We start from the raw sequence: 25,023 nt of genomic DNA on the forward strand, positions 1-25,023 counted from the left end.
AGTGTTCAATGCAATTCACCTCAAACTGAGGCTGCAACTGAACACTGTGACTGCGACTGTAAACTTTATTTCAATCTTAATTTATAATATCAAATCCGCAGTAAGGTCTTAACACTTCCGGGATTACAATTCCTTCCGGGGTTTGGTAATTTTCTATAATTCCGGCTAAAACTCTTGGTAATGCCAATGAACTTCCATTTAAGGTATGTGCCAGTTGGTTTTTTCCATCTTTGTCTTTGAAACGCAATTTCAAACGATTGGCCTGAAAAGTTTCAAAGTTCGAAATTGAACTGATTTCTAACCAACGGTCCTGTGCAGTAGAAAACACTTCAAAATCGTAAGTCAAAGCCGCTGTGAAACCGATATCACCACCACACAAACGTAAAACGCGGTATGGTAATTTCAATTCTTTTAAGATCTCTTTTACATGTTCTACCATTCCGTCTAATGCTTCATAAGACTTCTCAGGGTGTTCAACACGTACAATTTCTACTTTATCAAATTGGTGCAAACGATTTAATCCACGCACGTGAGCTCCGTAAGAACCAGCCTCACGACGGAAACATGGCGTATACGCAGTATGTAAAACCGGCAATTCGCTTTCGTTTAAAATCACATCACGGAACAAATTCGTAACCGGAACCTCAGCCGTTGGAATCAAATACAAATCATCAATTGTTGAATGATACATTTGTCCTTCTTTGTCCGGTAATTGTCCTGTTCCATATCCTGAAGCTTCATTTACCAAATGAGGCACCTGAACTTCATTGTATCCTGCAGCTGTATTTTTATCTAAAAAGTAATTGATCAAAGCACGTTGCAAACGGGCTCCTTTACCTTTGTAAACCGGAAATCCTGCTCCAGCGATTTTTACACCCAGTTCAAAATCGATGATATCGTATTTTTTTACCAATTCCCAGTGAGGCTGTGCACCTTCGTGTAAAACCGGAATATCACCTTCCTGAAAAACATTCAAATTGTCATCTGGTGTTTTTCCTTCCGGAACAATATCAGCTGGAAGATTTGGTAAAGTATATAATTTATTGGTTAATTCGGCAGCTAAAGCTTCTGCTTTTTCACCCAATTCTTTGCTTTTTTCTTTTAAGGAAACTGTTTTTTCTTTTAAGATTGCAGCTTTTGATTTCTCGCCTGCTTTCATCAATTCCCCTATATCTTTGGATAATTTATTAGATTCAGATAAAGTGTTGTCTAATTCTACTTGTGTTGCGCGACGGTTTTCGTCTAATTGCACCACTTCTTCAACAACGCTTTTAGCATCGATATTTCGTTTTGCTAAAGCCTTGATTACTTTCTCCTGATTCTCTCTAATAAATGCGATTTGTAACATAGCTTGTTTTTTATAACTATTGTATTTTTTTTATAATGGAAGCAAATTTAAGGAAATGTTTCCTAAGATCACGACAAAGTTGATTCTAAAGTTATTTCGGAGGTTATTACTCAGAGATACACGAAATATTTGCAGAGATTACTCTTCACTCTTTACTCTTCACTCTTCACTCTTTACTCTTTACTCTTCACTCTTCACTCTTTACTCTTTACTCTTCACTCTTTACTCTTTACTCTTCACTCTTCACTCTTCACTCTTTAATCACCTTAAAAGTCTCCGCTGAATTTTCACCTGCAACTTTAAGCACATAAAAACCCGATGGCAAACCCGAAATATCAATTTTTCCGTCTGTACTTTTTCCTTTTAAAACAGAAACTAATTCGAAACTAAAAAATTCATAATCAAAGTTTTCAGCACCAAAGTCTTTTACCGAAACAACTGTAGTAGCGGGATTTGGAAAAGCAAAAGGTTTTTTCTTAATTACAATTTCCTGCTTCGTATTCTCACAGGCACTTTCTAATAAAGAGGACAAATCTGTTTCATCATAAACTAAAGTATAATTGAACTCTTTTGCTTTTTGAAACCATTCGCAGGCTTTTTTGTATTTATGTTGATCCAGATAAATAATGCCGAGATTTTTCATAGCATACGAATTGTTTTTATCCATTTCTAGTGCCGATTTCAGATCGGCAATTCCCTTCTCTGATTCTCCTAACTTATGATAAATCAAACCACGCGTAGTTCTTAAGTCTCTGCCTCCGTAAGCCGTAGTTCTTTCGATAATTGCTTTTTCAGATACAAAAGCTAAGACTATATTTTCCATTGCCTTCTCATATTCTCCAGTATCACTGTACAATCGCGCAAGTCCCCATCTAGCATGTGCATGGTTCGGTTTTACAGCTACTATTTTCTCCAGATAAAAGCTGGCCAAATCATACATCTTTCTACGCTGCAGCAACGATGCAAAGTTGTACAAAATACGCATATCGTCAGGAGCGCTCTTTATTGCTTTATTGTAATAGTGAATAGCAAAATTATCCATTTCGCGCGAAGCATAAAGAAACGCTAATCGGTCATATAGTTTGCTTCTAAACAAATCCTTCTTTTGTTCTAAAGAATCTGTCAAAACGATACCCTTATTTTTAGGATCTTTATCAATCGAATATTCCACCTTTTTCAGATCTTCAAGAGCTAAAGTAATATTGCCAAGACTCACGCTTAATACGCCACGATTGTACAAATCATTAACTTTTGTAGGATTGTAATTCGTTTTAATATTGATTTCGGTAAGCATTTTAAGAGCCTTTTTTACCGTTTCTTCCCTGTCTTTGTTAAACGGCAATTTATGATCCGTTCTACTTATTTGTTTTCCATGCGAAAAATTCCAGGTTACCAATTTCTCTCCTTGTTGATTGTATTGAAAACAATCAGAATCTTTTAGTCCTTTTTCATCATAATAAAAAACCTCATTCAGCTTTCCATTCGAATAATAGGTTTTGGTGCTGTCCGGATTCTTGTCCGGACCGTACCAAATTTGTATAGAAATTACATGATCATCATAATAATATCGGGTAACATTATCTCCTGTATCCGTATTCTTTGTCTGACCCGATAAGACGACAGGCAAAAACAAAAAGACAAAGGTTCTTTTTATAAAAATGGAAATTTGTTCTCTCAAAATTTTATTGATTAAGCAGAAAATGCAATTTTGGGTAAATTTATTTGTTTTCTATCAATAAAGCTTTCAATTCATCGGTTTTTAAATAAGCCGCAAACCTTCCAGATAGCAATAAAACTTCTCTTTCTTCGGGCGTAATTCTTAATTTGGTCTCAACATGCGAAGCGTACTCGTACAATAATAAAATCTGGCTGGCAGTTAAGCCCTTAAACTTTTCCCGACTTAAAGTCGCAACAATGATTTCACCATCCTTATCTTTCTTAAAAGAATCTTCGCCAAACTTTTCTATTAAGTCCTGTTTAAAATTACCATAAAGTCTGACCCAGCTACCCGGCTCATCGTTGGTGTTTTTTAATTCCGCAACCAAATCTTCATAATCCTGATTCTTTTCAAGCCTTAACAAGTGATCCCGAATGGTCGTAAAACCGATGATCTGATAATTGGTAATCGGGATTTTATAACGTTCGAAAATATTTTCTACATCTTTATCAAAAGTCATGTATCGGGTTTGAACCGTATATAAAGAAGCGGTTTCAAACAATGAGATCAATCTGATTTTGGCGTTTGTGATGTAAGGTGTCTTTTTTCCTTGTCCCAGACAATCTATAAAAAGGGCTTTTTTATTGACCTCTTTTACTTTTGTATCGTCATGCAGTAACTCGATCAGTGTTTTATACCCCATATTGTCAGAAGCTCCGCCATCGACAATACACAATATTTTGTTCTGATCTTTCACGCCGAATTTTACTTTCGGAAGCACACCCGGAAAAGCCGAACTTGCGGTAATAGCATAAGTGACCGGAAAATTATAACCGTCATTGACCTCATTTTCATTCAGTGCAATCGAAGCTTTATTGGGTGCTAAAGACGAATTTAGATTTAAACTTCTAATAATATGAGGCATAAACGGAATTCGTTCACCATTATTAAACGCCGTTCCGTTGGCCACAAACATGGGTAAAACGGGAACTGATTTACTGTCTTTTGAAACAAAAAAATCAGACATCAACATTTGAGAATTAAACTTGTTGGTGTTATCAGGGTTTACGGCATCGTATTGCAAAATATCCGAATCGATTCGCTGTGTCATTGATATTCTGTCGCCTTTCTCATTTCGGTTGTTGTTCAGTAATGACAAAATATTGGCCGATTTGTCGACATAATCTTTGTACGCGTCTGCCTTTGAAAAGTAAAACTCATTGAAAGAGCAATTTTCCTGATATAGTTTATTTTTCAGAATAGTCAGATAGTATCCTGCCGAAAAACAGCCTCCGGAAACGGTAGAAAAATAATCAATTTCGTTCAGAAAATTACGTTCCGAATTGGCTTCCTGAATTTCTTCCAATCCCAAAAGCACGCCCATGCTAAAAAACTGAGCTCTCGAACCTCCGCCCGAAATTCCAATACCTAAGGCAATATTTGGGTTTTGATATTTTTTATCACGCTCCTGAACTGACTTATAATCGCTTAATGAAACGGAAGGAATCGAATTGTAATTGATTTCAGAAAAGAGGTTTATTTTATTCTGAGACAACCCAATCTGAAAGCAAAGAAAAAGCAATATACAGCCGTACCCGTGTTTCATTTTTTTACTTTTAAATCCTAAATCACTGAACGCTAAAATAATGAAGTTATTTCACAAAGTAATGTGAAGATTTCACAAAGATTCTTTACTAAAAACAGGAATTAATCTTACTGAGCCTCATTAGTCTATTTTAAAAGCCACAGCTTAAAAGATTAAAATGATTTCTAAAATCTGTGTACAGCAAAACCTTTTCGGCTCCTTGTTTTTGCGAGATTAACAAACTTAAAAAATAACGCTGTTAATCTCTGTTGCAAAAACCTTTTGAACTAAAAACTAAGCCCTCTTAATCTCATGTCCTACAAATTCCTCCAAAGTCGCAAACATATCGTCTACAGAAAGAACTTCGAAATCGGGATGATTTTTTAAGAAATTAGCATTTAAAGTAACCAGATTTTCTTCTAACTCATAAAAGGTATCGTTGTTCAGCAAATCACGAGTTGGATTTACGCCTTCCAGTTTTCCGCTAACAAATTTATTAAGCTTTACACTGCTCATCAATTTTACCTTTTTGCTTTGCTGTTGGAACAACTCCAGGTGTTTTTCGGCACCAATTAAAGTCAGACCTTCTTCGATAAGTTCGTTTAATTCTTTATTCCAACCTGATTTATAAACAAACTGAGCAAAATTCCCTTCGGCATATTGCGAATAGTAATAATCTAAGTAATAACTCATCAGGGCATCTTCGTGAATAAATTCGTCATCGACACCTTCTTCACGCATTAAATTGATTACCGAAATATTTGAATGAATTACATCCTGAAGATTTTCACTGTTCATTGCCGTTTCAGAAACTATTATTCTACCAAATTCCTCCATTTTGTTTTTGTTTTGAGATTGATTTGCAAATTTCGGAGAAATTAAAACAGAAAAGAAATACATTTAGATTTATATAACATCTTGCTCATCACTATTCTTCTTTTCATTCATTTTTGCCACTAAAGCTTTCAAACGTAATACCTGTGCTTTTTTCTCTACCTGAAGCTTAGCCTTTTTTCGTTTTAGCAATTTGGTATGCAAAGCCTTGTTTTTACCATTTCCTCAAGTTCTTTTACAATGATTTCCAATACTTTACTTTGGATTGCAAATTTCGAAGAAATAATAATATAAGCGACAATATTTTCTTATCGCGACAAAACGTACTATTTACTGTCATTCTTAATACAATCTCATCCTGATAAAAATATAATTTTGTGAGATTTTTTTGAATGAAAAAAAGCTACTTTAGCATACTTAAAAAACGGCCAACTTGCTCTAAAATCTGAAGAAAGGGAAACTTCCGTTATCCAAAAATGAAATTCAGATAATTGGTATGTTCAATAAACAAAAAGGCCTTAGCATTTTCTATAGTTTTAGAGAAGCCGGAATTCTAATTTTAACCCCTAACCAAAAGAAAAAATAACGAATATGAAGAAAACATTACTTTTTTTGATTTTTAATTATACTCTTTCTTATGCTCAAAATGATGGCACTTTAGACACTTCTTTTGGAAAAAATGGTATAACAATTACCGATCTCACTTCAAACGGTATCGATTATGCCTTCGACGGAATACAATTAGCAGATCATAAAATTCTTGTTGGAGGTTACACTTCTGCAAACAGCAATTCCAGCTTAGTGTTAAAATACCTGCCCGATGGCAACTTAGATCTCTCTTTTGGAACGAAAGGTTATTCCATGATCAAATTTGGAAATGAAAAAAGCGATGTCAGAAAAATTGGAATTCAGTCTGACGGAAAAATTATTCTATCCGGGCGTTCTGGCGAAAGATTCGCATACGCAGCTATAGCGCGACTCAATACTGACGGAACTTTAGATACCACATTTGGAACAAATGGGATTACTAAAAATATACTCGGATCAGAATCTGATTTACAATCCATACACATTTTACCTAATGATAAAATGATAGCCGTTGGATATGTTTTGAATGACAATTCAGATATTCTGATCTTAAAATTAAATGCTGATGGAACGTACGACAACAGCTTTGGTAATAATGGTGTTCAGGTGATCAACTTTGATTCACTTTCACAAAGGGCGTTTTGTTCAGTTATGAATGGAGACAAAATTTTAATTGGCGGCTCAGTAAGCAACCCCACTGAAGCATCATTATTGGTACAATTAAACGCAAACGGAAGTATTGATACTTCTTTTGGCACAAATGGTTACCGTTACGTACAATTTGATTCGAATGCTCGGGAAGATTATGATCGTTTCCTATCTGTCAAAATAGATAAGGATAAAATCTATGCGGTAGGAGCTAAAGCAATCACTCCTTTAAAATATGTCATTAATTTGGCGAAATTCGACATCAATGGAACTCTTGATACTACCTTTAGTGATGATGGAAAATTACTAATTGACACCAAAAGTGATAAAGATTTTATAAACGACCTTAATATTCTTCAAGACAATTCAATTCTTTTGGCTGGAGTAACGGCTGTATCGAATTCATCAAATAGTTTATTGATAAAATTAAATCCCGACGGAACTTACAAAACAAACTTCGGCAACAAAGGAATTGTACTCTCAAACATGAATGCCTCCAATAGCACCATTCAAAAAGTAATTGTAAATGAAGCTAATTTAATAACAGTAGGTGTTAGTTCCTCTCGATCGGCCAACATTGGTTTGGCAAAATATAAAAATTCAAATACTTTGGGGATTCCGGAAAATCAATTAAAAAGCAAGAGTTTTAATGTTTTTCCAAATCCGGTTAAAGACAAACTAAGCATCACATCTTTATTGGATCAAAAACCTGATTCCATAACATTAATCAATTCAAAAGGGCAAATTATACTTGAAAACAAAACAAACACAGAACAAATAAATCTAGAAAACCTTGCTGAGGGAATCTATATTTTAAAAATTCAGTCAAATGGATTAACAGAAAACGTAAAAATAATCAAGTATTAAAATCGGGAAAATGTAATACTATTTAGTGATATCAGATTCATCACTATTCTTCTTTTCATTCATTTTTGCAACCAAAGCCTTCAAACGTAATGCCTGTGCTTTTTTCTCTTCCTGAAGCTTAGCCTTTTTTCGTTTTAGCAATTTGGTATGCAAAGCCTTGTTTTTTCCGTTTTTTTCAGGTCCTTTTGCCATGATTTCTAGTCTTTTTAATTGCTCTTGCAAAGATAAGAAAGTGATTGTATCGAAGAATTAAAATATACTCCATTAAAAACATGGAATAATGATTGATAGTCTATAAATAAAATACAAAAGCTCAAAAGTGCTATGTAAGTTCTCACAACCTAATAAAACTATCAAAATCATGAAAGAAACAATCTACAAGAGTTTACTCCTATCCTTACTTCTCACCAATATTTGGAGTGTAATTACATTTTTCATTTACTTTTTTGAAAGCCCAAGAATGTTTAGTGGCTTTAAAACGCTTGGCTTTTTCATATACTCTTGTTGGATCACTGCCGGCTTAGGATTAGTAATCATATTACTTTCATTTATAAAAAAGTTAAAAATTGAACTTAAAATCTTTTCACTCACATTGATTTTCTGGATCAATCTGTTCTTTTTTATTCTACTTTTAATTACAATAGCACTAGAAATAATTGACTCTGAATCATTCTTTGACCTATTCTTTTTCTTCAACATCATTATTGCACCAATATCCTTGCTGAGGATTAAAACAATTTATAAACTGTTAGAAAAACAACAAAACCAAAAGAATTGACCTTGTTTTTTGTCACGGGAATCTTTTCTGATATTTATTATACCTTTATAATTTCATTAGAGCGAATCCAAATTTGTAATTGATTTTTATTTCAAAAAAATGACAGCAACCTTCTTCCCCACCCAAGAAAAATTCAGAATATGGTTAGAAAAACATTATCAAAAAGAAACCGAACTTTTAGTTGGTTTTTATAAAGTGAGTACCAAGAAGCCATGCATGACCTGGTCAGAATCTGTTGATCAGGCGCTTTGTTTTGGCTGGATTGATGGCATTCGAAGATCTGTCGATGAAGAAAGTTATACGATACGGTTTACACCCAGAAAAAAATCCAGTATATGGAGTGCCATCAATATCAAAAAAGTAGAAGAACTCACTAAGGCCGGACTCATGCTACCCGAAGGCTTAAAGGCTTTCGAATTAAGATCTGAAGAAAGATCTAAAATCTACTCGCATGAAAGAGAAGCTTACCTACTTGACCCGGAATTTGAAAAACAATTTAAAGACAATAAAATAGCTTGGGAATATTTCAACAATCAGGCGCCATCGTACAAAAAAGTAATAATTCACGTAATTATGAGCGCCAAGCAAGAAAAAACAAAACTTGCAAGATTGGAAAAAGCAATAAAATTTAGCGCCGAGGGAAAACGAATGTTATAAAAAGCTGTTGTTTTGATATAGTATAATCTGTAACTTTATTCCGTTAAAAAAGTAAAGAAGAAATAATGGAAGGAAGAATAGCATTGGAATATTACGTCTTAGATGTATTCTCAAACGAAAGTTATAAAGGAAATCCACTTTCTGTCGTTTTTACCGATGGTAATTTAAAGCTGGAAACTTATCGTGATATTTCTAAAGAATTTCGCTACTCCGAAACCTCTTTTGTTTATTATTCTACAAGAGAAAAAGCACTAATGGTTCGTTCCTTTACCCCAACAGGAATCGAAATCGATGGTGCAGGACATAACCTATTAGGCGCTGTCTGCGGTGCTCTCTTAAAAGGAATGCCCATTTTTGAAGAGCAAAACGAAAGCGAACAATTTGTAATTATGAAACATTCCGCCATTCCGTTAACGGTTACTCTTGATCCTGTTTCTTTCTATCCTCTTGTTCAAATGCATCAAAAATCGGCAGTCATTAAAGAAGAAATCCCAACTTATAAAATTGCAGTCGCGCTCGGTTTAAAAATTGAAGATTTAGATGTAAATGCTTTTGTTCCAACAATAGTTAAAACAGAAGTTGCCCATACCATGGTTCCTATAAAAAACAGCCAAATACTCAATAGTTTTGTCCCGGACAACCAGCTTTTAATCGAAATTTCAAAAGAATATAAATCTGAAGGATTTTATTGTTTCACTCTTGCTGATGAAAATCAGGAACATATAGTCGAAACCCGATTCTTCAACCCGATTATCGGAATAAATGAAGATCCTGCTACCGGAACTGCTGCCGGCCCACTGATTGGCTTTTTAACACAAAAGAAATTCACTAAATCCGATAAAAAATACAAAATTCTTCAGGGTGTACGATTAAAACAGCCCTCGATGATTGAAGTAATGAATCGCGAAGAAGATATTCTCGTTGGAGGTTCCTCCATCATAACGATGCGCGGAGAACTTTATTTATAAAAAAAGCTGCATGATGTGCAGCTTTTTTTATGAGTCGAAACTTTTACTTTTTGATTTCTTTTGGTAAGGCCGGTAAGGTCAGTTTTTGCTGAGATGGAATACGTTTCTTTAAAAACAAAATCTGTCCTAAATGGTTCGATTGATGTTCCATCACGTGAAACCAGCAATACTGGTTCGTCCAATCGTATCCTTGGTGCACTTCGGCAAACCAGGCATCATCCCTTTTCTTTAATTCCTCAATAGTTTTTGCTCTTACTTCATTATAGATATCTAAGTAATATTGAATATCATGGCCTTTAAAATCATCACGTCCGCCCTGATCCAGGTTTAAAGCGGCATCCCACTTTTTCTTTTCCTCTTCATTAAGTTCTCTGTTTTCGAAAGTAAAAACCTGATAGCTTTTTTCGGCTGCAGCCAAATGCATCACCAATGCCCCGATTCGGTTGGCTTCCGCGTCGTGCAAATAATCTATTTCGTACTGGGTCATATTCTTCACCGCTCTTTCTACACGAAATTTAAGATCTTCCAGCATTGATATCATATCTCCAATTTTTGGAGATGCTCCTTCCACATTTCCAATCTTTGCTTCGGGTCTCACCTTAATACCGCTTCCTTCCAGCATCAAACTGCTTTTTCCGTCGGTACTCGATTTATCCAGTGCAATTTTGAATTCTTTCACTTTTACAACAGCCTCTTTTGAAATCCTCGTATCCCATTTCGGAATTTCTCCATTTTTCAAAGGGGCTTCAAAGCTTGAATTTAAAACCGCCCACGGCTCAAAAACACCTTTTGCATTTTCGATTAACAATTCGAATTTATCAAAATAGAATTTACCATTATACGAACACAAACCACCAAAATAAAGTGTTTTACTATTATTATCAATGGTTCCTTCTACAGTATAGGATTTCCAATCGTTTATTTTTACAGGTCTGTCTCCCATATTATCAAAAAAACCTCTTTCATCGTCTTTAGTATGTACACTCGCCCAAACTCCTGCCCAGGCGTTAGGATCGTTACTTTCTACTTTTACTGATGCAATTACTCTGAACTTTTTCTTTACAGGAGATTCGATTTCTATCATCTGACTGAAAGATGTCCAATTACTCGAAACCGTCCTTTGTGTTTGAGCCTGAGCCAAAACAAAACATAAAAATAACACTAGGGTCACCAATTTTTTCATTCGCTATATTTTTAAAAATTTGAGCAAATATAATACACCTTTTTTAAGGAAATAACTGATTATATTTAAGAAATTATCTAAAAATAGAAACAAAAAAAGCCACATCAATTAAGATGCAGCTTCATTATCAGAATAACCAAAAACGAAGTTCTTAGTTCGTTTTCATTGGTGGTAAATCGAATGCGATTGACTCGTGTTCAAAATTATTACGGTGTCCGCCATCGCAAAAAGGCTTATTTGCCGATAATCCACAACGGCAAAGACCCAATGCCGATCTTCCTTGTAGTCCGTAAACAGCTCCTTCAGAATCCATGATTTCGAAATCACCTTCTATTTTTATTGATCCATTTTTATTGATGATCAGTTTTGTCTTGCTCATAACTTGTCTTTGTTTTTTTTCAGCACAAAGGTTGCGAAATATATTTTGAAGATTTTAAACGATACGCTAGTTTAAACTGGTTCTATTTTATGGGTTATTGCACAAAGTTACTCGAAGGTTTTCGCAGAGATTCGCTAAGATTTTTTTTTTTTTGGATTGGGATAATCTCTCGAAGACGCTAAAACGCAAAGTTTAATTTATAGCTGATGATAAATGGTACTGTTGTCCTTTCGAGGAACGAGAAATCTTCGCAAGAAACTCCACAACAGTGCGCGCTCAACATGTGAGAATTTCTCGTTCCTCGAAATGACATAAAATGAGAAAAAAAAACTTTGCGCCTCTGCGTCTTTGCGTAAAATAAAAATCTGCATCTATCAGCTTAAATCTATAAAATCTGCGTGAAATGAATTTATAAAAAAAACTTTGCGCCTCTGCGCCTTTGCGAGATTAAAATTTCACATTCCAACAAACAAAACTTCGCGAATCTCTGCGCTTTTTCTCTGCGAAACTCCGCGCAATAACAAAATCTCAATTCTATTGCTTATTTTTGCACTCAATAAAATTGAGTTATGATACAAAATCCAAAGAGATATACTATCACGGCAGCCTTACCTTACACCAACGGACCTATACATATTGGGCATTTGGCGGGGGTTTATGTGCCTGCAGATATATATTCGAGATATTTACGTTTGCAAGGAAAAGATGTTGCGTTTATTTGCGGAAGCGATGAACATGGTGTTGCAATTTCAATGAAAGCCAAAAAAGAAGGAGTTACGCCACAACAAGTTATTGATAAATACGACGGAGTAATCCGTAAATCATTCGCTGATTTCGGAATTTCGTTTGACAATTATTCCAGAACTTCGGCTAAAATTCACCATGATACGGCTTCGGAATTCTTTAGAACCTTGTATGATAAAGGCGATTTTATTGAAGAAATAACCGAACAATTGTACGATGCCAAAGCCAATCAGTTTTTGGCAGATCGTTTTGTGGTTGGAACCTGCCCGAAATGTGGTAATGAAGAAGCTTACGGAGATCAGTGCGAAAAATGCGGATCGACTTTAAATGCAACCGATTTAATTAACCCAAAATCGACAATTACCGGAGAAACTCCAATTTTAAAATCAACGAAACACTGGTTCTTACCGCTTGACAGATATACCGATTTCTTAACCGAATGGATTTTGGTTGGACATAAAAACGACTGGAAGCCGAATGTTTACGGACAAGTAAAATCATGGGTTGACGGTGGACTTGAGCCTCGTGCGGTAACGCGTGACCTTGACTGGGGAATTGATGTTCCGGTTGAAGGTGCGGAAGGAAAAAAACTATACGTTTGGTTTGATGCCCCTATCGGATATATTTCGTCTACTAAAGAATGGGCTGCCCGTGAAGGAAAAGACTGGGAACCTTACTGGAAAGACGAAGACACCAAACTGGTTCATTTTATTGGGAAAGACAATATTGTTTTTCACTGTATCATTTTCCCGGCGATGCTTAAAGCCGAAGGAAGCTATATTTTACCGGACAACGTTCCTGCAAATGAGTTCCTGAATCTGGAAGGAAACAAACTTTCGACTTCTAAAAACTGGGCGGTTTGGCTGCACGAATATTTAGAAGAATTTCCGGAGAAACAAGACGTTTTGCGTTATGCCTTAACTTCGAATGCGCCAGAAACTAAAGACAACGATTTTACCTGGAAAGATTTCCAGGCAAGAAATAACAATGAACTAGTAGCGATTTTTGGAAACTTCATCAATCGTGTGGTCGTTTTAACCAATAAATATTACGACGGATTTATTCCGAAACCGAATGATTTCAACGAAGTTGATGAAGCGGCTTTAGCAGAATTAAAAGCCTATCCGGCTGTTATTTCAAGTTCGGTAGAGCGTTACAGATTCCGTGAAGCTTTAGGCGAATTGATGAATGTGGCTCGTTTAGGAAATAAATATTTAGCCGACGAAGAGCCTTGGAAAGTAATGAAAGACAATCCGGAGCGTGTAAAAACTCAAATGTATGTAGCGCTTCAAATTGCTGCTGCGTTGAGCATTTTGGCAGAACCATTTTTACCTTTTACTGCTGCAAAATTATCCAGAATCCTGAAAAACGAGGGGAAATTGAAATGGAATGATGTTGCTGAAAATTCAGAATTGATTCCGGAAGGCCACCAAATAGGTGAAGCCGAATTACTTTTTGCAAAAATAGAAGACGAAGAAATTCAAAAACAAATAGACAAATTGGAAGCTACAAAAACCGCCAACCTTGCCGAAAGCAAGCAACCTGAACCACAAAAAGAACTCATTCAATTCGAAGATTTCGCTAAAATGGATATCCGTGTTGGAACTATTTTGGAAGCAGAAAAAATGCCAAAAGCCAACAAACTTCTGGTACTGAAAGTAGATACCGGAATTGACGTTCGTACAATCGTTTCAGGAATTGCAGAAAGCTTTTCTCCGGAAGAAATCATCGGGAAACGCGTTTCAGTCTTAGCCAACTTAGCGCCAAGAGCACTACGCGGTGTAGAAAGCCAGGGAATGATCCTGATGACTACAAATGCCGAAGGAAAACTAGTTTTCATCAATCCGGATGCTGATGCTCCAAATGGTGAAACGGTAAACTAAACTGATTTAGATATTTAGCATATCGTTTGTCATTTCGAGGAACGAGAAATCGCACGCGAGATTCACGCACTGTTGTTGAGTTTCTAGTGCGATTTCTCGTTCGAAAATGACAACATTACAGAACTAAAAACAAGCCAAAATTCTTACATTTTATTGTTTCTTTCAAATTTATATTCGTACGTTTGTACTGACAAAATATTTGAGAGACTTTCGATAATAAACTTATTAAAAGTAACAATAAGCGAAACCCTCATCATGGTGCTGGAGCAGGAAACTGCCCTTGATCTATTCTTTTGAATATTTTGTCACACCTAAAATGAGGGTTTCGTGCGTTTAAAATTTTCGATCATGACAGAGGAAAATCAAAAACCAACACAACAAGATGTACTGCCAGCGGTAGCACAATTTCTTTCCTTCCTTTGGATGGAAGGAGAATTTAGAGCACAACCAGAACAATTGTCCGAAATTTTCGAGGCCATTCTGGTAACAGAGACTGGCGACGATAAGGATCTGCGGACAAAAATGATGAACTGCATCAAAACCAGTAAGATGTTAGCGAAAGCGCTTGAACCATTTTCTGACCTGCAAATTAAAGAAGCTTGCAGTAAAATTTTGAATGCTTAACACTCTCTTAAACGCGTGAAATTGGTAATCGATTCACGCGTTTCTTTTTTGATGTTTTATTTGAGAAAAAAGTAAGATCTTAGCAAAAAATAACTCCTTGATCATGCTAAAAAAAATACTTTTGACATTCCTGCTTTTAAATAGTTTGCCTTCTTTTTCTCAAGATATTGCAAAAGAATTTGATTTAAAATTAGAAGAAAAAAGAGATTTTTTTCAGGTAGTCAATGAAGATAAAAAAGAAGTGATTCTGTTTTTAAATGATAAGGAAAAAACTAACGCTATAAGATTTGATGAAAAATTCAATATTATAGATTCTTTAACTATTGTAAGGCCAGAAAAAAAATACGAGAGCATTATTGGTTATAGTCAAAAGGATAATAATTGTTTTGTTTTCTGGGCATCGAAAGACAGAAAAGAAATTAGTTCACAATATATCAATTTTACAACTGGAAAAACTGAAAATAAGGCAATTGCTTTAGAACTAAAAAAGGAAAAAATAGTTCAAGAACTTACTATCAACAACAAGTTTTACCTTATAACAATAATAAAAAACACTAGTACTTTAAAATTTTATATATCTGACGATAATGGAAATCTAAACGAAAAAACCGTAGACTTGTCGCATTTAGAATTCAAGAACATATTTGATCATCCCGAGAACTTATATACTGTTCTAACGGATGAATCTTCAGAACCTTGCTTTCAAACTATAGCCAATGATAGTCCTCCGTCATTAGCATTAAGCTCTAAAAGATACAAAATTTACACCTATAATCCAGAGGAGATTATCTTCACTATTGATAATACTACACATGCTACACAAGTTTTAAGAATTAATCTTCAGGATTTTACACCAAATCTTATATCTATTAAGCAACAAAAAATAACTAAAGGCGAATATGGTGCAATAACATTTAGATCAAATTCTTTTTTGATTGACAACAAAATTCTTCAAATAAAAACCAATGCTTTTGTTTTGTTTTTTACAATTAGTGATTTAAATGGTAACATTCTTAAAGAATATAAAGTCTTGCATGATCAGGAAATTGATTTTAAAAATTCTGATTTCCTCCAGCAAAAGAACAGCTTTTTTTGGCGAAAGAACGATATTTTTTCCAGCACAAAACCTATTAAAAATTCAGAACAATTTCTTAGAAGAATTAAAGACGCGCCTAGTGTATCGTGCTATAATTTGAATGGAATTTATTATACCGCTATTGGAAGTTCAGAAGATATAACTCAAGGTTCTGTTGGAATATCAATGAATCAAAATTTAATGAGTACGGGCGGAATGGGAATGAATGGAACTACAATGATACCTTTTAATTCAGGAAGAAGTTATACCGTAACGAATTTAATTTCCTATAAAAACAAAGCCGTAGTTTATACGAATTGTATATTTGATTCTACTTTTAATCATCTTGATCGTGAGATGAAAATCTCCGCCTTTGACAAAGCTAGAATTTTCTTAGAAGAGAACGAAGAAATTAAAAAAACGGTATCAATATTTTCTAAAACTCTATACAAAGATTTAATACTTTTTAAGTTCAAAAATAGTTTATATCTAGGAAGTTATAATAAGAACAATAAAAAATACCAGATTTTTAGTTTCTCTGAATAATTATAGACACATATTCGGTCCAATTAAAATCTGAGCTTTCAAATCAACAATTTGAATAGCAAACTAAAATAATATGAAAATCACCAAACCAAGACTAGCCCTGATCTGTGGAATACTTTGTATTTCGATTTTTCCAATATTGGTTAAACTAAAACTGGCGCCGGGATTAATTTCGGCTTTTTACAGAATGTTTTTTGCTGTGATTTTGCTTTTGCCCTATGTAATAATCACCAAAAGTTTTAAACTTCCAAAAACGAAGCCTTTGCTTCTGGCGGTACTTTGCGGTGTTTTATTCTCTTCAGATGTTGCCGTTTGGAATATTGCTATTCAGGATTCGAGTGCTACGCAAGCTTCTTTACTGACCAATTTATCACCGCTTTGCGTTGGAATTGGTTCTTTTTTCTTTCTTAAAATACGACCAGCCACCAATTTCTGGATCGGAACCGTGGTTTCCCTATTCGGAATGATCACTTTGGTAGGCTTTAGCTTTTTTATGGATTTAAATTTTGATCAGGCCTTTTTGTTTGCCGTTTTATCGGGTATTCTTTATTCGATTTATCTTTTGGTAAGCAAAAAAGCACTTTCAGAAATCGATGTTTTATCTTTTATGACTATCAGCTTACTGGCATCGAGTATTTATTTAGGAATTCTATGTTATGCCCTGGATCAGCCTTTTACCGGTTTCTCTGATACGGGTTGGTTTGTATTGGTACTTCAGGCTGTAATTTGTCAATTGTGTGCATGGCTTTCTATCAGTTACGCCACGCAACACATGCGCGCTACAAGGGTTTCGTTAAGTTTATTAAGTCAGGCCGTAATTACTTCGATATTAGCTTGGTTGTTTTTGGAAGAACAAATAACTTTACAAATGGTTTTCGGCGGAATCATTTTACTCTTCGGAATTAGAATTACGTTCTATGATAAGACGATTTCATTAAAAAAACTTTTCTGAGTCATTGGCTCGCGGATGACGCTGATTTTACAGATTTTCGCAGATTATTTATTCATCTGAATCATTAAATTCGTGAATTCGTAATAAAAAGGTTTCACGCAGATTTAGCAGATCCGGCAGATTATTTTAGAAGCTTTGAGATCATTCTAATCTGTGGCAAGAAAATTCGTGAATTCGTGGCTAAAAAATATTCTCGCAGATTTAGCAGATCTGGCAGATTTTTTTTAAATCTTTGAAATCATTCTAATCTGTGGCAATAAAATTCGTGAATTCGTGGCAAAAAAACCTGAAACAAAAAAACCTGAAACAAAAACATTATGTTACATAAAAACAAAATACCCAACTTAAAAGTAATCGCATTTGATGCCGATGACACTTTATTTGTAAACGAACCTTACTTTCAGGAAACAGAACATAAATTCTGTGCTTTGATGGAAGATTACCTTTCTCATCAGGGGATTTCGCAGGAATTGTTCAAAATCGAAATCGAGAATTTATCTTTATACGGTTACGGAATCAAAGGTTATATTTTATCGATGATTGAAGCAGCCATAAACATTTCGAACAAAACCATTCCGATTGAGGTTATCGAAAAAATCATCCAATACGGAAAAGAATTACTCGAAAAACCTATCGAACTGCTGGACGGAGTCGAAGAAACGCTAAAAACGCTGCACGGAAAATACAAATTGGTTGTGGCTACCAAAGGTGATCTGAAAGACCAGCACAGCAAGTTACACCGTTCGGGATTGGGACATTATTTTCATCATATCGAAGTAATGTCAGACAAACAGGAAATTGATTACACAAAATTACTAGGACGTTTAGACATTCAGGCAGATGAATTTCTGATGATCGGAAACTCACTAAAATCGGATGTTTTACCTGTTTTAGGAATTGGCGGTTATGCGGTACACATTCCGTTTCACACTACTTGGGAGCACGAAAAAATCAATCACAAAATAGAGCATGCGCATTTTAGTTCTTTCGAAAAAATCACTGAAATCCTTCAGAACTTACTGTAATGAAAACACTTTTAGACTTAGAAAACTGGAATAGAAAAGAGCATTTTGCACATTTCATTCAAATGGAAGAACCCTTTTTTGGCGCCACCGTCGAAATTGATTGCACCCAAGCCTATGAAACTGCAAAAAGTCTCCAGTCCTCCTTTTTCATTTATTATTTGCACAAGACACTCGCTGCTGTAAATGCAATTGAGAATTTTAAATACCGTATTTCCGGAGATCAGATCTACGTTAACGATCGCATCGATGCCTCGGCCACTATTGGGCGTGAAGACGGCACTTTTGGATTCTCTTTTATAGAATACAATTCTGATTTTAAAGTTTTCCAGAAAACAGCTTTAGAAGAAATCGAACGCATTCAAAACACCACAGGTCTTTTTACAAGATCCTTTGAAAATGATAATTTAATTCACTTCTCGGCTATTCCGTGGTTGAATTTCACTTCACTTTCACATGCCCGTAGTTTCACCTTTCCGGACAGTTGTCCAAAGATTTCTTTCGGAAAAATGATAACTTCCCCAACCGGAAAAAGAACCATCGCAATGTCTGTTCACGTACATCATGCCTTAATGGACGGATTGCACATGGGACAGTTTGTTGATTATTTTCAGGAACTAATGAACCAATAACTCCAAAATAAAGGTTTAAATTTGGAATGATTTTTGTCGATAAAAGCACATGAAAAAACTACTCCTTTTCTTGTTACTAACCTATCAGTCAGCGCTGTTGAGTCAAACCATTTTGGCTTCGTATCCGTTAGATTTAAAAAGGTACGATCAGAACAATAACATCTTGAATGTCGAAAACAAGACAACAAATGATGTATTTGTTTTTGTTACAAACACTCAGAATCTTACCATTTTAAGATACAATAGTGCTTTGTTTCTAAAAGATGAATTTACTTTATCGCGCACCAATCTTGAAAACAGATCCATCATTGGCTATAGTTTCAGTGAAGACGGGAATCCAAGTCTTTATTGGGCTTCCGAAGATTCTTCGGATATTTTGGTTGTTAAGTATTATTTAGAAACCAAAACATATAAGATTTTAAAATTTCAATATCCTTCTTCGAGTGAATACATCGTTGCCAAATTCCAAAGCAATAACCAATTCTATCTGCTTTCCAAAGATGTTTCACAAAATACTTTGACGGCTTACGTTTTTAAAAATGGAATGGTAGAAGAACGCATATTTGACTTCTCTACTTTTACTTTTCAAAATAGAAAAACCCAGCCCTTGTCTTTTAGCCAGATTATTAGAGAAAATCCAATTATAAAAATCGATCCCGACGACTATACTCCTTTAGACAAAGCTTCTAAAAAAAGCAAAATCTATATCGAGAACAATCATTTTATCCTGGCATTTGACCATAATCCAAAAGAAACACAGCTTTTTGATTTGAATTTGGACAATCAGGATGTTATTGAAAAGAAAATTACACAGTCTGAAACTAAGACGCCTAGAAAAATAAGTAATTCTTTCTATTATGAAAAGAAACTTTATCAAATCAATGCCAACGAAGATGAACTATTGCTTGACATTAAGAATTACGATTCGGGAGAACTTATAAAAAACATCCGAATAACAAAAGAAGACACTATTCGTTTTAAAACGTCTCCTTTGTTTGTTCAGCAAGGCGGTGAACGTAAGCCTCGGGAGTTAAAAAACACCAAGAGATTTCTACAGCATTTGTCTGCTTTAGAAATCGGTTTATCCGTTTATGAAAACGGAACAAGCACTTCTATGACTCTGGGAGGAACACCACGCGTTGGCGGCGCTTATTATACCGTGATGAATGATACTTTTACGTGGGACTATCTGCCGGTTGTAAACGACGAAACCGTATTTTTTGAAACTGCTTTAGACCAAAAATCTGAGTTCACTAGTAAAGATCCGGCACCAATGGCACTTGACAATTTGTATTATTATTTAAATACAAATAAAAAAGCAACCTTAGGAAATGTTTTGAAGTTTAGCGACTATTACATTTTAGGCTATTACGATACTGCCTCAAAACAATACACGATGCGTAAATTTACCGATGGATTTCCGGACGATCAGATGCAAAACCCAATCATAGACAAAGCTACTTTTTCGAAACCCTTTTCTTTTGAAAAACCTTAAATTAATTGAGAATTAATCCAAATGTCTGATGTTTTCGGGTTTGCAAAAAAGGGAATGGATTATTTTTTCTAACTTTACACAAAAGACACATATTATGTTATCAAAAAATATTGAAACAGCTTTAAACAAGCAAATCCGCATAGAGGCAGAATCTTCGCAAACCTACCTTTCTATGGCTTGTTGGGCTGAAGTACATGGACTTGAAGGAATTGCTCAATTTATGTACACACAGTCAGACGAAGAGCGCGCACACATGCTAAAATTAGTAAAGTATGTAAACGAACGCGGAGGTCACGCTCAGATTACCGATCTAAAAGCGCCTAAAACATCTTATTCTACGTTTAAAGAAATGTTTGAAACTCTTTACAACCATGAGATTTTTGTTTCAGAATCTATCAACGAATTGGTACACATTACTTTTTTAGAAAAAGATTATGCAACACATAATTTCTTACAATGGTACGTATCTGAACAAATCGAAGAGGAAGCTACAGCTAAATCGATCTTGGATAAAATTAACTTAATTGGAGATGACAAAGGCGGACTTTACTTGTTCGACCGTGATATTCAACAATTAACGGTTACAAGCTCGATCGCTATCAACCCAAAATAAAAAAAGTTAAAGTTTATTTAGAATATATAAAAATAACATTTTTCTCTTATATTTGTCTCTGTTTTTATAATACAGAGGAAAATTGAGCAAGAAAGAAAAAGACAAGGACAAAAAAAAGGATAAGAAGAAAAAGAAAAATAAAGCTGCTATCCTTGAGAACATTAAGAAGTTGGAAAACTGTAAATCTTCTTGTTGTGAAAAATACAAAAAAAGCGAAAAGAAACGTTGCTCACGTTGTCCTATGTTTGATTTATTCAAAAAAACTGCTTAACGATTATATACAAACCCACCAACTGGTGGGTTTTTTAATTTTGGGAATATTGCTCTGAAAGAGCTTTAGCAATAGAATGGTGCGCAGCACTATGAGTAACGATAACGAATATCGGTTACGCCCTGAAAGGGCAGAAGCTTATGCACAAAAGTTGGATTTATATCATTTTGAATTATACTTTATAAAAGAGCGGTTGATTCTTTATTGAAACTTATAATGTATAGTTTGCTTTTGCCCTTTCAGGGCAATTCTGCACCTTAACCTAATTCATAGTGCTGCGCAAGATGCTGTTGCTTTTAGGGCTTTCAGCCCTTTTTTTCCCAACTTTTGAGATTGATCCCAAAACAATAGAACACGCATGAAACGAATTCGCATCATCTGTGTTACAATGCGGAAGAAAATCTTAACTTTTACAATTGACTCGCACATTCCTTAAATCTTTGTGTAACTTTGTTGATATCCGTTTTTACTACTACGGTTAAAACGAATTCCCCTATTTTTAATATAGATCCTCAAAAAAGACGCGGCATTACTTATGGAAAACCAAATTACGATACCCAAATCCAGTCTGGATTTTCTGACTCAGGTTAAAGAAAACAATAACAAACCCTGGTTTGATTTACATAAGCCAAAGTACCTAATCGAATTAAATCATATTGAGAGCTTTGCAGGAGCTTTGCTTCAGGAGCTTTCTAAAACAGATGTTCTTGAAACGACTTCAGGCAAAAAAAGTGTGTACCGAATCTATCGCGATATTCGCTTTTCTAAAGACAAAACTCCTTTTAAAACCTTTTGGGGAGGCAGTTACACCAGAGCATCAAAAGAAAGACGTGGTGGTTATTATTATCATCTCGAAAAGGGAAACAGTTTTCTTGCCGGTGGTTTCTGGGGACCAAACGCTGCAGATTTAAAACGCATCAGAGCCGAATTTGATCACGACCCTCAAACCATGCAGAAAATAGTGCAGTCAGAATCTTTTGTCAGCAATTTTGGTACTTTGCAGGGAGAACAGCTCAAAACAGCCCCCAAAGGATATGATATAAACCATGAAGCTATTGACTTACTTCGTTACAAACAGTTTCTCGTTATCAAACGTTTTACCGACGAAGAGGTATTAAGCCCTCATTTTCTTGAACAAGCTCTTGAAACGTTCAAAAACATGAGACCCTTTTTTGATTATATGAGTGAAATCTTAACAACAGATATTAATGGTACTTCTATTTTATAAAACACAAACCGGACAGGTTTTTAAAACTTGTCCGGTTTAGATTACTCCCGATCAATACTATTTACTTCAACAGTAAAATTTCAGTGACAACCACTTCGGTAATAAACTTTTTTTCTCCGTTTTTATCGTCATAACTTCTGTGAGTTAGTTTGCCTTCAACCGCCACTTCTTTTCCTTTCACTACAAACTTTTCGATAATTTCAGCCGTTTTGCCCCAGGCCGTAACGCGATGCCATTCGGTTTGCTCGACTTTCTCCCCCTTGTCATTCGTGTACTTTTCGTTGGTAGCGATACTCAAATACGCTAGTTTTCTTCCATTTTCTAATGTTTTAATTTCCGGATCATTTCCTACGTGTCCAATTAACTGTACTCTGTTTTTCAATGCATTCATGGCGTATAATATTTAAATGTTAGTATAAATGAATTCGTTCATCAAATTCAACAAGGCAAAGATGCGATCAACCTCAGCAATTATCCGGTTGACAACTATTTACTTTCGGTTGTAACTATTTGTAAGCGTTTGTAAGTGGAAATTATTTTGTATATTTGAGAGAAACCTTACGATATGCAGACAAAAATCAATAAAGTCGAATTGCGGAATTTGGAATTCGATGACTATAAGCAGCTAAAAGATTCTATGGTAGAATCATATCCCGAAATGGCAGATTCTTACTGGAAAGAGGACGATATTAAAAGACTACTTTCTATTTTTCCCGAAGGACAGCTCGTTATACTGGCAGATGGAAAAGTCGTAGGATCGGCATTATCGTTAATTGTTGACGAAAAACTAATTGACAAAAGACACAACTACAGACAAGCAACAGGAAACCATACTTTTTCTACCCATAATAAAAATGCTGAGATTCTGTATGGAATTGATGTTTTCATTCACCCCAATTACAGGGGTTTGCGTTTAGGCCGACGTTTGTATGACGCGCGAAAAGAACTTTGCGAGCAGTTAAATCTAAAAGCTATTGTTTTTGCCGGCAGGATTCCAAACTATGCCCAGCATTCTAAAAAGCTCACTCCAAAAAATTATATCGACAAAGTAAAACACAAAGAATTACACGATCCGGTACTTTCTTTTCAGTTAAGCAATGATTTTCACGTACTTCGAATTATGAAAAACTACCTCGAAGGTGACGAAGAATCAAAAGAATTTGCGGTTCTTTTAGAATGGAACAATGTGTATTACGATGAAAGTCCAAAACTAATCAATCTCGAAAAAAGTGTCATTCGTCTGGGACTGATTCAATGGCAAATGCGTCCGCTCAACAATATAGAAGAGTTTTTTGAGCAGGCGGAATTTTTTATTGACGTAGTTTCAGGTTACGGAAGTGATTTTGCACTGTTTCCTGAACTTTTTATAGCGCCTTTGATGGCTGATTACAATCATTTATCCGAAGCCGAAGCCATTCGCGAACTGGCCCGATATTCTGACCCTATCAGAAAGCGTTTTCAGGAATTCGCCATCTCATACAACATCAATATCATTACCGGAAGTATGCCTTATTTAGACAATGGCAATCTGTACAATGTTGGTTTTCTATGCAAGAGAGACGGAACTTCGGAAATCTATACTAAAATCCACGTAACACCAAATGAAGTACAGCATTGGGGAATGAAAGGCGGTTCTCAATTTAAGACCTTTGACACCGATTGCGGGAAAATCGGTATTCTGATTTGCTACGACGTCGAGTTTCCCGAACTTTCAAGAATTATGGCTAACGAAGGAATGAATATTTTATTTGTTCCGTTTTTGACCGATACTCAAAATGCTTACACCAGAGTAAAACATTGCTCGCAGGCTCGTGCCATCGAAAACGAATGTTATGTGGCAATTGCCGGTTGTGTGGGTAACCTGCCTAAAGTAAATAATATGGACATTCAATATGCTCAAGCATCTGTTTTTACCCCTTCTGATTTTGCTTTTCCAAGCAACGGAATCAAAGCCGAAGCAACACCAAATACAGAAATGACACTTATTGTTGATGTCGATCTGAACCTGTTAAAACAACTTCACGAACATGGAAGTGTACGCACGTTGAAAGACCGAAGAACAGATTTGTACGAAGTTAAAAAGATAGATTCATGAAAACATGCCTTGAATGCTCTGAAAAAATTGTAGGCAGGGAAGACAAAAAGTTCTGCTCCGATAGCTGTCGAAATGCCTACAACAATAAAATAAACAAAGACAGTACAAATTTCATGCGTAATGTGAACAATAAATTACGGAAAAATTACCGAATTTTGAGCGAACTAAACACTGAAGGCAAATCTAAAGCAACGAGAGATAAAATGATAAACAAAGGTTTTGATTTCGATTTCTTTACCAATATCTTGCAGACCAAAACAGGAAATACCTACTATTTTCTGTATGACCAGGGATATCGCTCTTTAGACAATGATTATTTTATGCTTGTTAAGAAAGAAATATAGTACGTAT

Annotated in this window: 24 protein-coding genes; 15 read left to right on the forward strand and 9 right to left on the reverse strand. The window is 35.2% G+C overall.

Translation table 11 applies throughout. From position 1 onward, the window contains the following. Window positions 1-76 precede the first annotated feature (76 nt). The 5 genes from serS to OGZ34_RS04045 form a co-directional block, all read right to left on the reverse strand. The gene (gene serS, locus OGZ34_RS04025) at window positions 77-1,348 is read right to left on the reverse strand and encodes a serine--tRNA ligase (RefSeq protein WP_263362216.1); all 1,272 of its coding nucleotides are present in this window, start codon (window positions 1,346-1,348) and stop codon (window positions 77-79) included. Window positions 1,349-1,598: 250 nt separating this feature from the next. After that, the gene (locus tag OGZ34_RS04030; RefSeq protein WP_263362217.1) at window positions 1,599-3,026 is read right to left on the reverse strand and encodes a tetratricopeptide repeat protein; all 1,428 of its coding nucleotides are present in this window, start codon (window positions 3,024-3,026) and stop codon (window positions 1,599-1,601) included. 40 nt (window positions 3,027-3,066) lie between these two features. Then, window positions 3,067-4,611 (reverse strand): patatin-like phospholipase family protein, encoded by a 1,545-nt coding sequence (locus OGZ34_RS04035; protein WP_263362218.1) that lies wholly within the window; start codon window positions 4,609-4,611, stop codon window positions 3,067-3,069. Window positions 4,612-4,884: 273 nt separating this feature from the next. Further along, window positions 4,885-5,427 (reverse strand): DMP19 family protein, encoded by a 543-nt coding sequence (locus tag OGZ34_RS04040; protein WP_173968173.1) that lies wholly within the window; start codon window positions 5,425-5,427, stop codon window positions 4,885-4,887. A gap of 69 nt (window positions 5,428-5,496) precedes the next feature. Next, window positions 5,497-5,628, reverse strand: a complete 132-nt coding sequence (locus OGZ34_RS04045; RefSeq protein WP_263362219.1) for a hypothetical protein — start codon at window positions 5,626-5,628, stop codon at window positions 5,497-5,499. Window positions 5,629-6,015: 387 nt separating this feature from the next. Between OGZ34_RS04045 and OGZ34_RS04050 the strand changes: the two genes are divergently transcribed. After that, window positions 6,016-7,527 carry a T9SS type A sorting domain-containing protein gene (locus OGZ34_RS04050; RefSeq protein WP_263362220.1) on the forward strand — a complete coding sequence of 504 codons (1,512 nt, stop codon included), beginning with the start codon at window positions 6,016-6,018 and terminating at the stop codon, window positions 7,525-7,527. 18 nt (window positions 7,528-7,545) lie between these two features. Here the strand turns inward: OGZ34_RS04050 and OGZ34_RS04055 are convergent, their stop codons facing one another. Next, a complete protein-coding gene (locus OGZ34_RS04055; protein ID WP_263362221.1) occupies window positions 7,546-7,719 on the reverse strand; it encodes a hypothetical protein in 174 nt (57 codons plus the stop codon). Window positions 7,720-8,404: 685 nt separating this feature from the next. On the opposite strand from OGZ34_RS04055, the gene OGZ34_RS04060 reads away from it, so the two are divergent. Together OGZ34_RS04060 and OGZ34_RS04065 are read left to right on the forward strand one after the other, a co-directional pair. Then, window positions 8,405-8,962, forward strand: a complete 558-nt coding sequence (locus OGZ34_RS04060) for a YdeI/OmpD-associated family protein (RefSeq protein ID WP_173968175.1) — start codon at window positions 8,405-8,407, stop codon at window positions 8,960-8,962. 65 nt (window positions 8,963-9,027) lie between these two features. Further along, complete coding sequence (locus tag OGZ34_RS04065; protein ID WP_263362222.1) at window positions 9,028-9,930, forward strand: PhzF family phenazine biosynthesis protein; 903 nt, start codon at window positions 9,028-9,030, stop codon at window positions 9,928-9,930. Between the two features lie 43 nt (window positions 9,931-9,973). Here the strand turns inward: OGZ34_RS04065 and OGZ34_RS04070 are convergent, their stop codons facing one another. Together OGZ34_RS04070 and OGZ34_RS04075 are read right to left on the reverse strand one after the other, a co-directional pair. After that, window positions 9,974-11,113 carry a DinB family protein gene (locus OGZ34_RS04070; RefSeq protein ID WP_263362223.1) on the reverse strand — a complete coding sequence of 380 codons (1,140 nt, stop codon included), beginning with the start codon at window positions 11,111-11,113 and terminating at the stop codon, window positions 9,974-9,976. Between the two features lie 151 nt (window positions 11,114-11,264). Then, window positions 11,265-11,492 (reverse strand): CDGSH iron-sulfur domain-containing protein, encoded by a 228-nt coding sequence (locus OGZ34_RS04075; RefSeq protein WP_089353750.1) that lies wholly within the window; start codon window positions 11,490-11,492, stop codon window positions 11,265-11,267. Between the two features lie 569 nt (window positions 11,493-12,061). Between OGZ34_RS04075 and metG the strand changes: the two genes are divergently transcribed. The 10 genes from metG (at window position 12,062) to OGZ34_RS04125 (ending at window position 22,577) form a co-directional block, all read left to right on the forward strand. Next, window positions 12,062-14,119, forward strand: coding sequence for a methionine--tRNA ligase (gene metG / locus OGZ34_RS04080; protein ID WP_173964411.1), 2,058 nt, complete (start codon window positions 12,062-12,064; stop codon window positions 14,117-14,119). A 348-nt stretch (window positions 14,120-14,467) separates the two neighbouring features. Beyond that, a complete protein-coding gene (locus tag OGZ34_RS04085) occupies window positions 14,468-14,743 on the forward strand; it encodes a hypothetical protein (protein ID WP_263362224.1) in 276 nt (91 codons plus the stop codon). Between the two features lie 103 nt (window positions 14,744-14,846). After that, window positions 14,847-16,364: a hypothetical protein gene (locus OGZ34_RS04090; RefSeq protein ID WP_263362225.1), complete on the forward strand. Its 1,518-nt coding sequence runs from the start codon at window positions 14,847-14,849 to the stop codon at window positions 16,362-16,364. 73 nt (window positions 16,365-16,437) lie between these two features. Next, window positions 16,438-17,316 (forward strand): DMT family transporter, encoded by an 879-nt coding sequence (locus OGZ34_RS04095; RefSeq protein WP_263362226.1) that lies wholly within the window; start codon window positions 16,438-16,440, stop codon window positions 17,314-17,316. A gap of 317 nt (window positions 17,317-17,633) precedes the next feature. Continuing rightward, window positions 17,634-18,341 carry an HAD family hydrolase gene (locus OGZ34_RS04100; RefSeq protein ID WP_173964415.1) on the forward strand — a complete coding sequence of 236 codons (708 nt, stop codon included), beginning with the start codon at window positions 17,634-17,636 and terminating at the stop codon, window positions 18,339-18,341. Next, a complete protein-coding gene (locus OGZ34_RS04105) occupies window positions 18,341-18,970 on the forward strand; it encodes a chloramphenicol acetyltransferase (RefSeq protein ID WP_173964416.1) in 630 nt (209 codons plus the stop codon). The genes OGZ34_RS04100 and OGZ34_RS04105 overlap by 1 nt, the downstream gene beginning before the upstream one ends. Before the next feature lie 49 nt (window positions 18,971-19,019). Further along, on the forward strand, window positions 19,020-20,465 hold the full coding sequence (locus tag OGZ34_RS04110) for a hypothetical protein (RefSeq protein ID WP_173964417.1): 1,446 nt from the start codon (window positions 19,020-19,022) through the stop codon (window positions 20,463-20,465). Between the two features lie 94 nt (window positions 20,466-20,559). Beyond that, a complete protein-coding gene (locus OGZ34_RS04115) occupies window positions 20,560-21,078 on the forward strand; it encodes a ferritin (protein ID WP_263362227.1) in 519 nt (172 codons plus the stop codon). An 82-nt stretch (window positions 21,079-21,160) separates the two neighbouring features. After that, complete coding sequence (locus OGZ34_RS04120) at window positions 21,161-21,349, forward strand: hypothetical protein (RefSeq protein ID WP_017495881.1); 189 nt, start codon at window positions 21,161-21,163, stop codon at window positions 21,347-21,349. Between the two features lie 535 nt (window positions 21,350-21,884). Then, entirely contained in the window at window positions 21,885-22,577 is a 693-nt protein-coding gene (locus OGZ34_RS04125) for a DUF2461 domain-containing protein (RefSeq protein ID WP_263362228.1), read from the forward strand. Window positions 22,578-22,638: 61 nt separating this feature from the next. On the opposite strand, the gene OGZ34_RS04130 is transcribed toward OGZ34_RS04125, so the two are convergent. After that, window positions 22,639-22,968: a single-stranded DNA-binding protein gene (locus OGZ34_RS04130; RefSeq protein WP_263362229.1), complete on the reverse strand. Its 330-nt coding sequence runs from the start codon at window positions 22,966-22,968 to the stop codon at window positions 22,639-22,641. Between the two features lie 174 nt (window positions 22,969-23,142). Between OGZ34_RS04130 and OGZ34_RS04135 the strand changes: the two genes are divergently transcribed. Both OGZ34_RS04135 and OGZ34_RS04140 read left to right on the forward strand, forming a co-directional pair. Then, window positions 23,143-24,672, forward strand: a complete 1,530-nt coding sequence (locus OGZ34_RS04135) for a bifunctional GNAT family N-acetyltransferase/carbon-nitrogen hydrolase family protein (RefSeq protein WP_173964428.1) — start codon at window positions 23,143-23,145, stop codon at window positions 24,670-24,672. Then, window positions 24,669-25,016 (forward strand): hypothetical protein, encoded by a 348-nt coding sequence (locus tag OGZ34_RS04140; RefSeq protein WP_173964429.1) that lies wholly within the window; start codon window positions 24,669-24,671, stop codon window positions 25,014-25,016. Before OGZ34_RS04135 ends, OGZ34_RS04140 begins: the two co-directional genes overlap by 4 nt. Window positions 25,017-25,023: the final 7 nt, after the last annotated feature.

The organism is Flavobacterium collinsii, from assembly GCF_946903285.1.
Lineage (GTDB): Bacteria > Bacteroidota > Bacteroidia > Flavobacteriales > Flavobacteriaceae > Flavobacterium > Flavobacterium collinsii.